The organism is Aeromonas popoffii, from assembly GCF_000820025.1.
Lineage (GTDB): Bacteria > Pseudomonadota > Gammaproteobacteria > Enterobacterales > Aeromonadaceae > Aeromonas > Aeromonas popoffii.
On the sequence record NZ_CDBI01000033.1, the window covers coordinates 74,163 to 87,951 of the forward strand.

Annotated in this window: 12 protein-coding genes; 9 read left to right on the forward strand and 3 right to left on the reverse strand. The window is 56.8% G+C overall.

Going from position 1 to position 13,789, the window contains the following annotated elements; genetic code table 11:
- Positions 1–81: 81 nt before the first annotated feature.
- Positions 82–1,368, reverse strand: coding sequence for a citrate synthase (locus BN1129_RS07075; RefSeq protein WP_042035493.1), 1,287 nt, complete (start codon positions 1,366–1,368; stop codon positions 82–84).
- 425 nt (positions 1,369–1,793) lie between these two features.
- Between BN1129_RS07075 and sdhC the strand changes: the two genes are divergently transcribed.
- From sdhC to sucD, 8 genes are all read left to right on the forward strand, one after another.
- Entirely contained in the window at positions 1,794–2,183 is a 390-nt protein-coding gene (sdhC, locus tag BN1129_RS07080; RefSeq protein ID WP_042035494.1) for a succinate dehydrogenase cytochrome b556 subunit, read from the forward strand.
- Positions 2,177–2,521, forward strand: a complete 345-nt coding sequence (gene sdhD, locus BN1129_RS07085; RefSeq protein WP_042035496.1) for a succinate dehydrogenase, hydrophobic membrane anchor protein — start codon at positions 2,177–2,179, stop codon at positions 2,519–2,521. Before sdhC ends, sdhD begins: the two co-directional genes overlap by 7 nt.
- 1 nt (position 2,522) lies before the next feature.
- On the forward strand, positions 2,523–4,289 hold the full coding sequence (gene sdhA / locus BN1129_RS07090; protein ID WP_042035497.1) for a succinate dehydrogenase flavoprotein subunit: 1,767 nt from the start codon (positions 2,523–2,525) through the stop codon (positions 4,287–4,289).
- A gap of 134 nt (positions 4,290–4,423) precedes the next feature.
- The gene (locus BN1129_RS07095; protein WP_042035498.1) at positions 4,424–5,140 is read left to right on the forward strand and encodes a succinate dehydrogenase iron-sulfur subunit; all 717 of its coding nucleotides are present in this window, start codon (positions 4,424–4,426) and stop codon (positions 5,138–5,140) included.
- A gap of 122 nt (positions 5,141–5,262) precedes the next feature.
- Positions 5,263–8,073, forward strand: a complete 2,811-nt coding sequence (gene sucA / locus BN1129_RS07100) for a 2-oxoglutarate dehydrogenase E1 component (protein WP_042035499.1) — start codon at positions 5,263–5,265, stop codon at positions 8,071–8,073.
- 33 nt (positions 8,074–8,106) lie between these two features.
- Positions 8,107–9,291, forward strand: a complete 1,185-nt coding sequence (odhB, locus tag BN1129_RS07105) for a 2-oxoglutarate dehydrogenase complex dihydrolipoyllysine-residue succinyltransferase (protein ID WP_042035501.1) — start codon at positions 8,107–8,109, stop codon at positions 9,289–9,291.
- Positions 9,292–9,412: 121 nt separating this feature from the next.
- Complete coding sequence (gene sucC, locus BN1129_RS07110; RefSeq protein ID WP_042035504.1) at positions 9,413–10,579, forward strand: ADP-forming succinate--CoA ligase subunit beta; 1,167 nt, start codon at positions 9,413–9,415, stop codon at positions 10,577–10,579.
- Positions 10,579–11,451, forward strand: a complete 873-nt coding sequence (gene sucD, locus BN1129_RS07115) for a succinate--CoA ligase subunit alpha (protein WP_042035506.1) — start codon at positions 10,579–10,581, stop codon at positions 11,449–11,451. The genes sucC and sucD overlap by 1 nt, the downstream gene beginning before the upstream one ends.
- A gap of 157 nt (positions 11,452–11,608) precedes the next feature.
- Here the strand turns inward: sucD and BN1129_RS22335 are convergent, their stop codons facing one another.
- On the reverse strand, positions 11,609–11,878 hold the full coding sequence (locus BN1129_RS22335) for a hypothetical protein (RefSeq protein ID WP_209418485.1): 270 nt from the start codon (positions 11,876–11,878) through the stop codon (positions 11,609–11,611).
- 2 nt (positions 11,879–11,880) lie between these two features.
- Positions 11,881–12,420, reverse strand: a complete 540-nt coding sequence (locus BN1129_RS07120) for a hypothetical protein (protein ID WP_042035509.1) — start codon at positions 12,418–12,420, stop codon at positions 11,881–11,883.
- 601 nt (positions 12,421–13,021) lie between these two features.
- On the opposite strand from BN1129_RS07120, the gene BN1129_RS07125 reads away from it, so the two are divergent.
- Positions 13,022–13,459, forward strand: a complete 438-nt coding sequence (locus BN1129_RS07125; protein WP_042035519.1) for a YcgN family cysteine cluster protein — start codon at positions 13,022–13,024, stop codon at positions 13,457–13,459.
- Positions 13,460–13,789: the final 330 nt, after the last annotated feature.

Sequence of the window (13,789 nt, forward strand, 5' to 3'; positions counted from 1 at the left end):
AGCGACAAGGGGGGCATTAGAGCGGCAAATAAAAAGGCGGTCAATGACCGCCTTGCTGACAAACCGTGTCGATTCAGTGCATCAACGCTGATCGAGCGGGGTGAATTCCCGTTGGGCCAAGCCGGTGTAGAGCTGACGCGGACGGCCAATCTTCTGATCCGGGTCCGAGTGCATCTCGTTCCAGTGGGCAATCCAGCCTATGGTGCGGGAGATGGCGAAGATCACGGTGAACATGGACATAGGGATGCCGATGGCCTTCATGATGATACCGGAGTAGAAGTCCACGTTCGGGTAGAGCTTCTTCTCGACGAAGTAAGCGTCCGACAGCGCGATGCGCTCCAGCTCCATGGCCACATCCAGCAGCGGATCCTTGATCTGCAGCTCTTCGAGCACCTCGTGACAGGTCTGGCGCATCACCTGGGCACGGGGATCGTGGTTCTTGTAAACCCGGTGACCGAAGCCCATCAGACGGAACGGATCGTTCTTGTCCTTGGCCTTGGCGATGAACTCGGGAATGCGATCCACAGAGCCAATCTCTTCGAGCATCTTGAGACAGGCTTCGTTGGCACCGCCATGAGCTGGTCCCCACAGGGAGGCGATCCCGGCGGCAATACAGGCAAACGGGTTGGCACCGGAGGAGCCGGCCAGACGCACGGTGGAGGTGGAGGCGTTCTGCTCGTGATCCGCATGCAGGGTGAAGATGCGGTCCATGGCGCGTTCGACGATGGGGTTGACCTTGTACTCTTCGGTCGGCACGCCAAACATCATGTGCAGGAAGTTACCAGCATAGGAGAGGGCATTGCGCGGCTGCATGAATGGCTGACCGATGGAGTACTTGTAGCACATGGCGGCCAGGGTCGGCATCTTGGAGAGCAGACGGAAGGCACAGATCTCGCGGTGCTCTTCGTTGTTGATGTCGAGCGCATCGTGATAGAAGGCGGACAGCGCACTGACCACACCACACATGATGGCCATGGGGTGGGAGTCACGACGGAAGCCGCGGAAGAAGAAGGCGATCTGCTCGTGCACCATGGTATGGCGGGTGACCAGACGCTCGAACTCGGTGTACTGCGCCTTGGTGGGCGCCTCGCCGTACAGCAGTATGTAGCAGACTTCGAGGTAGCTGGCCTGGGTGGCCAACTGGGCGATAGGGTAACCACGGTGCAGCAAGACACCCTGATCGCCATCGATATAGGTAATAGATGATTTACAAGCACCGGTGGCCATAAAACCGGGGTCAAAGGTGAAGTACCCTTGCGCGCCCAATTTTCTGACGTCGATCACGTCGGGTCCGATAGTCCCAGACAGGATCGGTAGTTCTACCGGGTCTTTACCGGGCAGGTGTAGGGTGGCTATCTTATCAGCCATAGCACGTCTCCTTTGCTCTTTTATAATTTGATTCCAGCTCTACTTTATTACGAGTTTGATGACGCTGGCAAAGGTTCTGACCTGTACCAGGGGCAGCTGGAGCGCCCTATTTGAAACAGAGTTAAGGGGTGCTGTCAATTTTTCTGGATGAACATTAATGGCTTGTTAAATGAGTTGTGAGATCTGGTTTACGGTTTTGGGTTTTCTTTGTAGCTAATTGATTGTCATTGGTTAAGCCCGCCGATATACTGCGCCTCGTGGGTGATGGCTGTCGGTGTTTGAAACGCTTGTGCAAAGTCTGATGCGATATTGAAAATGTTGTTTTTGGCTTTTTTGAGTTGTTTTGGTAACAAAAACCTAGCAAATGCCACTCCGTGCCCTCATAAGCGTGTAAAAACAATAACTAACGTGCTCAATGGAGCTGAGTGGGCAAAGCCGTGAAAAATAAAAAGAGACCTGTAAACCTCGACCTACAGACGATCAGCTTTCCTGTCACCGCCATCGCTTCCATCTTGCATCGTGTCTCAGGGGTGATCACCTTTGTGGCGCTCTCTGTCTTGCTGTGGATGCTTGGTACTTCACTCGCCTCTCCCGAAGGATTTGAAACCGTGGTGTCCATCATGGACAACTTCCTGGTCAAATTCGTGTTGTGGGGGATCCTGACTGCGCTGGCGTACCACATTGTGGGCGGTCTGCGTCATCTGGTCATGGACATGGGCTATTGGGAAGAGCTGGAATCCGGTAATCAGAGTGCCCGTGTGGCCTTCGTGATCACCGCGGTTTTGGCGGTATTGGCGGGAGTACTGGTATGGTAACCAATTCTGCAACATTCGGGCGCAGCGGTGTTCATGATTACATCCTGATCCGTGCCACCGCCCTCATCATGACGGCTTACGTCCTCTATCTGGTTGGCTTTGTCGCGTTCAATGACATCAGCTACGAGGTGTGGACCGGCTTCTTCGCCAAAACCTTCACCAAGGTATTCACCCTGTTGGCGCTGCTGTGCGTATTGATCCATGCCTGGATCGGTCTGTGGCAGATACTGACCGACTATATCAAGCCGGTGGGGCTGCGCGGTGCGCTGCAATTTGCCCTGGTAGTGGTGCTGTTTGTCTATTTGATGACCGGCTTCGTTGTACTGTGGGGGGTGTAAGGTGACTATTCCAACTCGTGAATTTGATGCGGTCGTGATCGGTGCTGGTGGGGCCGGCATGCGCGCCGCGCTCTCGATTGCCCAGTCCGGCAAGAGCTGCGCTCTGTTATCCAAAGTCTTCCCGACCCGTTCTCACACGGTTTCTGCCCAGGGCGGGATCACGGTTGCGCTGGGCAATGCCCACGACGACAACTGGCAGTGGCACATGTATGACACGGTGAAAGGTTCCGATTATATCGGCGACCAGGAAGCGATCGAATACATGTGCAAGACGGGCCCCGAGGCCGTCTATGAGCTGGAGAACATGGGCCTGCCCTTCTCCCGCTTTGACAATGGCTCCGTCTATCAGCGTCCGTTTGGCGGCCAGTCCAAGAATTTTGGTGGTGAACAGGCGGCCCGCACAGCGGCTGCGGCCGACCGTACCGGTCACGCTTTGCTGCACACCCTCTATCAGCAGAACGTAAAGAACAAGACCACCGTCTTCTCCGAGTGGTATGCGCTGGATCTGGTGAAAAACCAGGACGGTCACATCGTTGGCTGTACCGCCATCGACATGGAGAGTGGTGAAGTCGTCTACTTCAAGGCCAAAGCCACTGTGCTGGCCACCGGCGGCGCCGGTCGTATCTACCAGTCCACCACCAATGCCCACATCAACACCGGTGACGGTGTCGGCATGGCGCTGCGCGCCGGGGTAGGGGTGCAGGACATGGAGTTTTGGCAGTTCCACCCGACCGGCATCGCCGGGGCAGGGGTGCTGGTGACCGAAGGGTGCCGTGGTGAAGGCGGTTATCTGCTCAACAAAGACGGCGAGCGCTTCATGGAGCGTTATGCGCCGAACGCCAAGGACTTGGCTGGCCGCGACGTGGTGGCCCGTTCCATCATGATCGAGATCCGTGAAGGCCGCGGTTGTGACGGCCCCTGGGGCCCGCACATCAAGCTCAAGCTGGATCACCTCGGCAAAGAGGTGCTCGAATCCCGTCTGCCGGGTATCTGCGAGCTCTCTCGCACCTTCGCCCATGTGGATCCGGTCAAAGAACCCATCCCCATCATCCCGACCTGCCACTACATGATGGGCGGCGTGCCGACCAACGTGAATGGCCAGTGTCTGACGCAGGATAAAGATGGCAACGACGTCCCCGTGGTCGGTCTGTTTGCCGTGGGCGAAATCGCCTGCGTCTCGGTACACGGTGCCAACCGTCTGGGTGGCAACTCGCTGCTGGATCTGATCGTGTTTGGCCGCGCTGCGGGCATGCACCTGGTCAACACCCTGGGTGAGATGGAACATGGCCGCGAGGCTTCCGAGTCTGATCTGGCCGCCGCGCTGGCCCGTTTCAATCGCTGGGAGAACAACCGCGACGGGGAAGATCCGGTTCAGATCCGCAAGGATCTGCAGACCTGCATGCAGAACAACTTCTCCGTGTTCCGTGAAGGGGATGCCATGGCCGAAGGGCTGGCCGAGCTGAAGCGCATCCGCGAGCGGCTGAAGAATGCCCGTCTGGACGACACCTCCAAGGAGTTCAACACCCAGCGCATCGAGTGCCTGGAGCTGGACAACCTGATGGAGACGGCGTTTGCCACTGCGGTGGCGGCCAACTTCCGTACCGAGAGTCGTGGTGCCCACAGCCGCTTCGATTTCCCGGATCGCGACGATGAGGGCTGGCTGTGCCATAGCCTCTATCATCCGGACACCGAGTCCATGACCCGTCGCGCTGTCAACATGTCTCCGAAAACCCGTGAGGCATTCCCACCCAAGGTGCGGACTTACTGACCAATGGCGGAGACAAGCACAATGAAGGTCACATTATCGGCGTATCGCTACATTCGCCGGTCTGTGCAGAGGTGGGAGGCCTTCCCATCTCGCTTCTTCAAGGTGCGGACTTAATGATTGCGGAGCCAAACACAATGAACGTCACATTCTCTGTCTATAGATACAATCCGGATGTTGATAACGTCCCCTATATGAAGGATTATCGTCTTGATATTCCTGAAGGTTCCGACATGATGGTGCTCGATGCACTGATCCAGCTGAAAGAGCTGGATCCCACGCTCGCCTTCCGCCGCTCCTGCCGCGAAGGGGTCTGTGGATCAGACGGTCTCAACATGAATGGCAAGAACGGTCTTGCCTGCATCACCCCGCTCTCCGATCTGCTGAAAAAGGGCAATAGCGTCATTATTCGCCCCTTGCCTGGCCTGCCGGTGATCCGCGATCTGGTGATCGACATGACCCAGTTCTACACCCAGTGGGAGAAGGTCAAACCCTTCCTCATCAACGATGAGAAATTGCCGCCCGTGCGTGAGCACCTGCAATCCCCCGAAGAGCGCGCCAAGCTGGATGGCCTGTACGAGTGTATTCTCTGTGCCTGCTGCTCCACTTCTTGCCCCTCCTTCTGGTGGAACCCGGACAAGTTCATCGGCCCGGCCGGGCTGCTCGCCGCCTATCGCTGGTTGGCCGACAGCCGCGACACCGCCGCCAGCGAACGACTGGGTAACCTGGATGACGCCTTCAGCGTGTTCCGTTGCCACGGCATCATGAACTGCGTGAACGTCTGTCCCAAAGGCTTGAACCCGACCAAGGCCATCGGTCAGATCAAGTCGATGCTGCTCAATCGGGCTGTTTAGTATCAGGGCCAGGGCGTCACGCGCCAGGCCCGACCTCTGGATAGCCATCCGTCCCCATGGCAGGATGGCTATTTAAACCCTACAAGCTGCGCTGCAGTGAACAAGATGTACAAGGGATAGAAATGCATAACGGCGTGATGAAGGCCTGGTTGGAGTCATCTCACCTGGCTGGTGCGAATGCAAGCTATATTGAGGATTTGTACGAATCCTTCCTGGAAGACCCCGAATCCGTAGCCGACGAGTGGCGCAGCCTGTTTGAACAGCTGCCTCAGGTCAATGGCCATGCGGTAGAACAACCTCATTCCCGAGTCCGCGATTATTTCCGTCGTTTGGCCAAGGATCCCTCCCGTTACAGTGCGGCTGTGTCCGATCCGCAAGTGGATGCGAAACAGGTACGGGTGCTGCAACTGATCAACGCCTTCCGCTTCCGTGGTCACCAGAATGCCAATCTGGATCCCCTGGGACTCTGGACCCGTGAAACCGTTGCCGAACTGGATCCTGCCTTCCACAACCTGCAGGGCGCCGACATGGAGGCCACCTTCAATGTGGGCTCCTACGCGATTGGTCGCGAGACCATGGTGCTCTCCGATCTCTACGCCTCGCTCAAGAAAACCTACTGCAGCAGCATAGGTGCCGATTACATGCACCTTACCTCCACCGAGGAGAAGCGCTGGCTGCAGGACAGACTCGAATCCATCGAGGCCAAGGGCAGCTATAGCATTGAGGAGAAGACTCGTATCCTCGAGAGCCTGACCGCCGCCGAAGGGCTGGAAAAATACTTGGGCGCCAAGTTCCCCGGTGCCAAGCGCTTCTCGCTGGAAGGGGGCGATGCCATGGTGCCCATGCTCAAGGAGCTGATCCGTCGCGCCGGTGAGCAGGGCTGCAAGGAGGCCGTCATCGGCATGGCCCACCGTGGTCGCCTGAACGTGCTGATCAACGTGCTCGGCAAACGGGCGCAGGAGCTGTTCGACGAGTTCGCCGGCAAGCATGGCGAGTCCTGGGGCACAGGGGATGTGAAGTACCACATGGGCTTCTCCTCCGATTTTGCGACCCCGGGCGGCAACGTCCACCTGGCGCTGGCGTTCAACCCGTCTCACCTCGAAATCGTCAACCCTGTGGTCATCGGCTCGGTCCGTGCCCGTATGGACAGACGGGGTGACAAGGATGGCTCCAGCGTCCTGCCCATCACCATTCACGGTGACTCGGCCATCGCCGGGCAGGGTGTGGTTGCCGAGACCTTCAACATGTCCCAGACCCGTGCCTATGGCGTGGGCGGGACTGTGCGCATCGTCATCAATAACCAGGTGGGCTTCACCACCTCCAACATGCGTGACGTGCGCTCCACCGAATATTGCACCGACATCGCCAAAGCGGTGCAGGCCCCCGTGCTGCACGTCAACGGTGACGATCCGGAAGCCGTGGTGCTGGTGACCCAGATTGCACTGGATTACCGCAACACCTTCAAACGCGACGTGGTGATCGAGCTGGTCTGCTACCGTCGTCACGGTCACAACGAGGCGGACGAGCCCAGCGCAACCCAGCCCTTGATGTACCAGAAGATCAAACAGCATCCGACCCCGCGCAAGATCTACGCCGATCAGCTGGTGGCGGAAGGCAGCATCAACCAGGAGCTGGCCACTACCCAGGTCAATGACTATCGCGATGCCCTGGACAAGGGGGAGCGGGTAGTCAAGGAGTGGCGGCCGATGGAGCTGCACTCCGTCGACTGGACCCCGTATCTGGGCCACGACTGGGCCATGCACTATGACGCCAGCCTGGCGCTTGATGAGCTCAAGTCACTGGGTGAGCGGGTCAGTCAGTATCCGGCTGCCCATGTATTGCAACGCCAGGTCGAGAAGATTTACGAAGACAGACGCACCATGGCCGCCGGTGACAAGCTGGTGGACTGGGGCTTTGCCGAGACCCTGGCCTACGCCTCGTTGGTAGCCAAGGGCTCGCGCATCCGCATCACGGGGCAGGATTCCGGCCGTGGCACCTTCTTCCACCGCCACGCCGTCCTGCACAACCAGAACGATGCCAGCACCTACACGCCGCTGTGCAATATCCACGATGAACAGGGTCCATTCGAAGTCTTCGACTCCGTTTTGTCCGAAGAGGCGGTACTGGCGTTTGAATATGGTTATGCCAGCGCCGAGCCGGCCGGCCTCACCATCTGGGAAGCCCAGTTTGGCGACTTCGCCAACGGTGCCCAGGTGGTGATCGACCAGTTCCTCTCCTCCGGCGAGCAAAAGTGGGGCCGTATGTGCGGCTTGACCATGCTGCTGCCGCACGGTTACGAGGGCCAGGGCCCGGAGCACTCCTCCGCCCGTCTGGAGCGTTATCTGCAAATGTGCGCCGAGCACAACATGCAGGTGTGCGTGCCCTCCAACCCGGCTCAGGTCTATCACATGCTGCGTCGCCAGGTGATCCGCCCGATGCGCCGCCCGCTCATCGTGATGTCGCCCAAATCCCTGCTGCGCCACCCGATGGCGGTCAGCAAGCTCGAAGAGCTGGCGCAAGGCACCTTCCAGAACGCCATCGGCGAGATCGATGCGCTGGATCCCAAAGGGGTCAAACGGGTGGTGTTCTGCTCCGGCAAGGTCTACTACGACCTGCTCGATGCCCGTCGCAAGGCCGAGCAGCATGATGTGGCCCTGGTGCGGATTGAACAGCTCTATCCCTTCCCGGAAGCAGAAGTGCGCGCCATTCTTGCCGATTACGACCACGTCACCGATTTTGTCTGGTGTCAGGAAGAGCCGCAGAACCAGGGTGCCTGGTACTGCACCCGTCACCACTACGATGGTGTGCTGCCAAGCGGTGCCCGTCTGCGTTATGCCGGTCGTCCGGCCTCGGCCTCTCCTGCCGTCGGTTACATGTCGGTCCACACCAAGCAGCAGAAAGCCCTGGTGGAAGACGCCCTTACTCTGGCCTAAGCCCTGAACAAGAAGTAACAAGGAACTGATTACATGACTATCGAGATCAAGGTACCGGACCTGCCGGAATCAGTGGCGGATGCCACCATCGCCACTTGGCACAAGAAGCCGGGTGATCTGGTTGCCCGTGACGAAGTACTGGTTGACATCGAAACCGATAAAGTCGTGCTGGAAGTCCCCGCGCCGGAAGCCGGCGTCCTCGGCGACATCCTGCAAGCGGAAGGGGCGACCGTGTTGTCCCGCCAGCTGATCGCCACGCTCAAGCCAGCTCCCGTGGCCGGTGAAGAGACCAAAGAGAAGCCGGTAGACGCGGTTGCCGATGATGGCGCCGAGGCCTTAAGCCCCGCGGTACGCCGTCTGGTGGCAGAGCATGCCATCGACGTGACCAAGCTGACCGGCACCGGCAAGGGTGGTCGCATCAGCAAGGAAGATGTGGAAGCTTTCATCAAGGGTGGCAACAAGCCTGCCGCTGCGCCGGTCGCTGCTGCCCCTGTGGCTGCGGTAGCGCCGCTGGTTGGTCGCACCGAGAAACGTGTGCCCATGACCCGTCTGCGCAAGCGTATTGCCGAGCGTCTGCTGGAAGCCAAAAACACCACCGCCATGCTGACCACCTTCAACGAGATCAACATGGCGCCCATCATGAAACTGCGCAAGCAGTACGGCGAGATCTTCGAGAAGAAGCACGGCATCAAGCTCGGCTTCATGTCCTTCTACGTCAAGGCGGTGGTGGAGTCCTTGAAGCGCTACCCGGAAGTGAACGCGGCGCTGGATGGTGACGACATCGTCTACCACAACTACTTCGACGTCAGTATCGCTGTCTCCACCCCGCGCGGGCTGGTGACGCCGGTGCTGCGCGATTGCGACAACATGAGCCTGGCCGACATCGAGAAGGCCATCAAGGATCTGGCGGGCAAGGGCCGCGACGGCAAGCTGACCGTGGATGAACTGACTGGCGGCAACTTCACCATCACCAACGGTGGCGTGTTTGGCTCCCTGATGTCCACCCCCATCATCAACCCGCCGCAAAGCGCCATCCTGGGGATGCACAAGATCCAGGACAGACCCATGGCAGTCGATGGCAAGGTCGAGATCCTGCCGATGATGTACCTGGCCCTCTCTTATGATCACCGCATCGTCGACGGTCGTGAGTCGGTGGGCTTCCTGGTCTCCATCAAGGAGCTGCTGGAAGACCCGACCCGTCTGTTGCTGGATGTCTAGGCAATCAGCGACATTCCGAGCAAATTAGAAAGATAACGAGGGGCCGCCCAGGCCCCCATTCACAGGGGATTGAGAAACACGAGCCCCGGACGGAAATACCTACAACACGGATAGAGCATCTATGAATCTGCATGAATATCAGGCAAAAAAGCTGTTTGCCGAGTATGGCCTGCCGGTCTCCGAAGGTTATGCCTGTGCTACCCCGCAGGAAGCGGCCGAAGCGGCCGATAAAATTGGCGGCACCACCTGGGTCGTCAAGTGCCAGGTCCACGCCGGTGGCCGCGGTAAAGCGGGCGGCGTCAAGCTGGCCAAGAGCAAGGACGAGATCCGCGCCTTTGCCCAGAACTGGCTCGGCAAGAACCTGGTGACCTATCAGACTGACGCCAACGGTCAGCCGGTTACCAAGATCCTGGTGGAATCCTGCACCGACATCGCCAAGGAGCTCTATCTGGGCGCCGTGGTCGATCGTGGCAGCCGTCGCGTGGTCTTCATGGCCTCTACCGAAGGTGGCGTGGAGATTGAGAAAGTCGCCCACGAAACCCCGGAACTCATTCACAAGGCCGCCATCGATCCGCTGGTAGGCCCGCAGGCCTATCAGGCGCGCGAGCTGGCCTTCAAGCTGGGTCTGGTCGGCGATCAGATCAAGCAGTTCACCAAGATCTTCATGGGTCTGGGTCAGATGTTCCTGGATTGCGACTTCGCCCTGCTGGAAATCAACCCGCTGGTGATCACGACCCAGGGCAACCTGCACTGCCTGGATGGCAAGATCAACATCGACGCCAACGCGCTGTATCGTCAGCCCAAGCTGCGCGAGATGCACGACCCGTCTCAGGATGACCCCCGCGAAGCGCATGCCGCTCAGTGGGAGCTGAACTATGTGGCGCTCGATGGCAACATCGGCTGCATGGTCAACGGTGCGGGTCTGGCCATGGGTACCATGGACATCGTCAATTTGCACGGCGGCTCACCGGCCAACTTCCTGGACGTCGGCGGCGGCGCTACCAAGGAGCGCGTGACCGAGGCGTTCAAGATCATCCTCTCTGACAGCAAGGTGCAGGCCGTACTGGTCAACATCTTCGGCGGCATAGTGCGTTGCGACATGATCGCGGAAGGCATTATCGGCGCGGTCAAGGAAGTGGGGGTCAAGGTGCCCGTGGTAGTGCGTCTGGAAGGCAACAATGCCGAACTGGGTGCCCGTAAACTGGCCGACAGCGGCCTCAATATCATCGCCGCAACGAGTCTGACTGACGCAGCTCAGCAAGTGGTTAAAGCAGCGGAGGCCAAATAATGAGCGTTCTGATCAACAAAGACACCAAGGTGATCTGCCAGGGCTTCACCGGCGGTCAGGGTACCTTCCACTCCGAACAGGCGATTGCCTACGGTACCCAGATGGTCGGCGGCGTGTCGCCGGGCAAGGGTGGCACCACCCACCTGGGCCTGCCGGTGTTCAATACCGTGCGTGACGCAGTCGAAGTGACCGGCGCCACCGCTTCCGTCATCTATGTGCCAGCGCCGTTCTGCAAGGACGCCATCCTGGAAGCCATCGACGCGGGCATCAAGCTCATCGTCACCATCACCGAAGGCATCCCGACCCTGGACATGCTCGAGGTCAAGGTGAAGCTGCAAGAGACAGGCGTGCGCATGATAGGCCCGAACTGCCCGGGTGTGATCACCCCGGGTGAGTGCAAGATCGGCATCATGCCGGGCCACATTCACAAGCCGGGCAAGGTGGGTATCGTCTCCCGCTCCGGCACCCTGACCTACGAAGCGGTCAAGCAGACCACGGACGAGGGCTTCGGCCAGTCCACCTGTGTCGGTATCGGTGGTGACCCCATCCCGGGTTCCAACTTCATCGACATTCTGGAGATGTTCCAGAACGATCCCAAGACCGAAGCCATCGTGATGATCGGCGAGATCGGCGGCAGCGCCGAGGAAGAAGCGGCGACCTACATCAAGGCCCACGTCACCAAGCCGGTGGTCTCCTATATCGCGGGTGTCACAGCCCCGGCTGGCAAGCGCATGGGTCATGCGGGCGCCATCATCGCCGGTGGTAAAGGCACGGCAGCAGAGAAATTTGCCGCCCTGGAAGATGCCGGCGTGAAAACCGTGCGTTCCCTTGCCGATATCGGCAAGGCCCTGCGTGAAGTAACCGGCTGGTAATTCTGTTTAGCTTGTTATCTCTAATAAAAATGCCGCCAAATAGGCGGCTTTTTTATTGTTCTGGTTCGTAATTTACCGTGTGCATCCGAATACGCTTTGCTATTCTAGCCCACAATTCACTACATTTGTTGTCAGTGATGAATGATAGGTCGTTAAGTTACTTTATTTTTATGAACTTATTGTTCTTAAATGCTTTGGTTATATCCTCTTTGATTTTATCAATTAATTCTTCTGCATAGTCTTGTGCTATCGAAAGTCCTTTTGATTTTGCTGTAATCAATAAAGAGGTGACATCATTTTCTCTACCACAATTAGCACATACAACAAAACTATGGCTGGGGGGAGTGTAATCAGAATAAGGTATGGCAAACTGTTCAGAGTGACAAAAAGTGCAGCGTAACTTAATCGTTTTATGTAAATCTTCCATAATTAAATAAGTCCAGTTAGTGAACCTGCTACCCCTCCAACTATGGAGTTAACTAGGGGGTGTTCGAGAAACTTAGCAAGCCGGTTTTTTGCTTCGCCCTTTTCTTCTGTTGAAGCCTGAGAACTGTCAATATCTTGAATTAATTGGTTGAAAATGGTTTTTATATTTTGAGTGTTTCCATTTCCAATTTGGGAGGGCGCATTAACATTCAATGTTGATATTTGCATACTGGCACCTAACTCATATGAGCGGTCTTTACCATGTTTGACGGAGATAGCCCTGCTTTGACCCTCTTCGGTTAATTTAATCTGTGAAAAATCCCTAAAGTTTTTAGTTAAAAGTCCGCGAGAGTTGCAAATATTTATTATTTTAAACAAATGTTCTTCTGGCCAATCTAGTTTCTCATCGATAGCTACTCTATCACTTTCATTTTTATTAAATTCAAAATAGACAGCTTTGATTGTTTCACCTAAGTTCTCCAAATCATCATTCATATAGGTTAACAGCGCATCAATATCAGATTGAATTTTTTCTGGGTTCATGGTGAGCCTCTTGAAAAAGGTGTGGTATGCAAGGTTCTGAAATGTAAATTCACATTATCATGGCTGCGGCTGTGAAGAAACATGTATGTAATAGGGTTGAATATATTATTTTGTGGCTTTATTGGCACACACGTATTCTCTCGTATGTTGGGCTAAAAAGGTAGGTTGGTGCTGAACGAAGTGAGGCCCAACGTTTACAGTGGAAATCTGGGACACCCACCTTTTTGACAGCGGCGTAATGCTGAACTTGGCTTGATAAGTCACTGTCGAGGGGATGAGCCATGACCATTGCCCGTTCACATCAAATCAGAGTTGTAGGTTCGATTAGCCGGTAGGCGTAATCGGACGCTCGCGAAGCCATTATAAAGAACACGCCCCATTTATCATTCTCGATTGCTGGGCTTTGGTAAACGGTGGATTACCCGTCCTACAAACTAAAAATGTAATAGGTTGGCGCTTAGCGCAGCGAATCACACTGTTTATCCAACCTTGTGCAGATCAGGCGTTTCCCCGTTTATCTTGAAAAATTGGGCCATAAGGCGTATAACCACGCGCTTTACTGGTCTATTTAGCGAGCCCCTCCATGCAGCAAGTCGAGAAAATGCAGCCAACTCCTTTTTGGCAGGAAAAGAGCCTGCAACAGATGACCATGACGGAGTGGGAGTCCCTGTGTGACGGCTGCGGCAAGTGTTGCCTGAACAAGCTTATTGATGAGGATACCGACGAACTGGTGTTCACCAACGTTGCCTGCGATCTGCTCAATACCAAGACCTGCCAGTGTTCCGATTACGGCAACCGCTTCCAGAAAGAGCCCGATTGCCTGCAGATCACGGTCGACAAGATTGCCGAGTATGACTGGCTGCCCTCGACCTGTGCCTACCGGCTGCTGGCCGAGGGGCAGATCCTGCCCGAATGGCATCCACTGATCACCGGCAGTCGCTCCGCCATGCATCAGGCCGGTCAGTCGGTGCGCGGTAAGGTGGTCCACGAAGCCCATGCCGGTGAGTGGATCGATCACATCATCACCTGGGCGAGTTGAACCCAGGCCAGCCAAGCCGTTATCCGGCCCACACTGCCGTTGATATGCCGCAGGGGCAGGGGAGTCATACTCTTCTGCCCCTGTTGCTATCTGGTGGCTTGCTACGAGCGATACACGGGCTCTGCCTCATCCTGCTCCTTCCCTGTGAGAGAGTGCACCGAGCACGCCTTGCGGGGGCTATGGGGGACTATCGAAGACTCCAGTTGCGGCTTTCCATTTTATTGAAAAGAGGGAAAAGACGGGGGGCAAGAGGGGGAAGGAAAAATCCATCCCAGTCACTTCCGGGTGAAGGGGGAGGGAGGGCTGTCATTGGATTTGACCCCATAGATC

Excerpts from the sequence above, each read along its gene's own strand:
- BN1129_RS07075 (WP_042035493.1), bottom strand. The coding sequence starts at position 1,368 with ATGGCTGATAAGATAGCCACCCTACACCTGCCCGGTAAAGACCCGGTA.
- sdhD (WP_042035496.1), top strand. The coding sequence starts at position 2,177 with ATGGTAACCAATTCTGCAACATTCGGGCGCAGCGGTGTTCATGATTAC.
- BN1129_RS07095 (WP_042035498.1), top strand. The coding sequence starts at position 4,424 with ATGAACGTCACATTCTCTGTCTATAGATACAATCCGGATGTTGATAAC.
- sucA (WP_042035499.1), top strand. The coding sequence starts at position 5,263 with ATGCATAACGGCGTGATGAAGGCCTGGTTGGAGTCATCTCACCTGGCT.
- odhB (WP_042035501.1), top strand. The coding sequence starts at position 8,107 with ATGACTATCGAGATCAAGGTACCGGACCTGCCGGAATCAGTGGCGGAT.
- sucC (WP_042035504.1), top strand. The coding sequence starts at position 9,413 with ATGAATCTGCATGAATATCAGGCAAAAAAGCTGTTTGCCGAGTATGGC.
- sucD (WP_042035506.1), top strand. The coding sequence starts at position 10,579 with ATGAGCGTTCTGATCAACAAAGACACCAAGGTGATCTGCCAGGGCTTC.
- BN1129_RS22335 (WP_209418485.1), bottom strand. The coding sequence starts at position 11,878 with ATGGAAGATTTACATAAAACGATTAAGTTACGCTGCACTTTTTGTCAC.
- BN1129_RS07120 (WP_042035509.1), bottom strand. The coding sequence starts at position 12,420 with ATGAACCCAGAAAAAATTCAATCTGATATTGATGCGCTGTTAACCTAT.
- BN1129_RS07125 (WP_042035519.1), top strand. The coding sequence starts at position 13,022 with ATGCAGCCAACTCCTTTTTGGCAGGAAAAGAGCCTGCAACAGATGACC.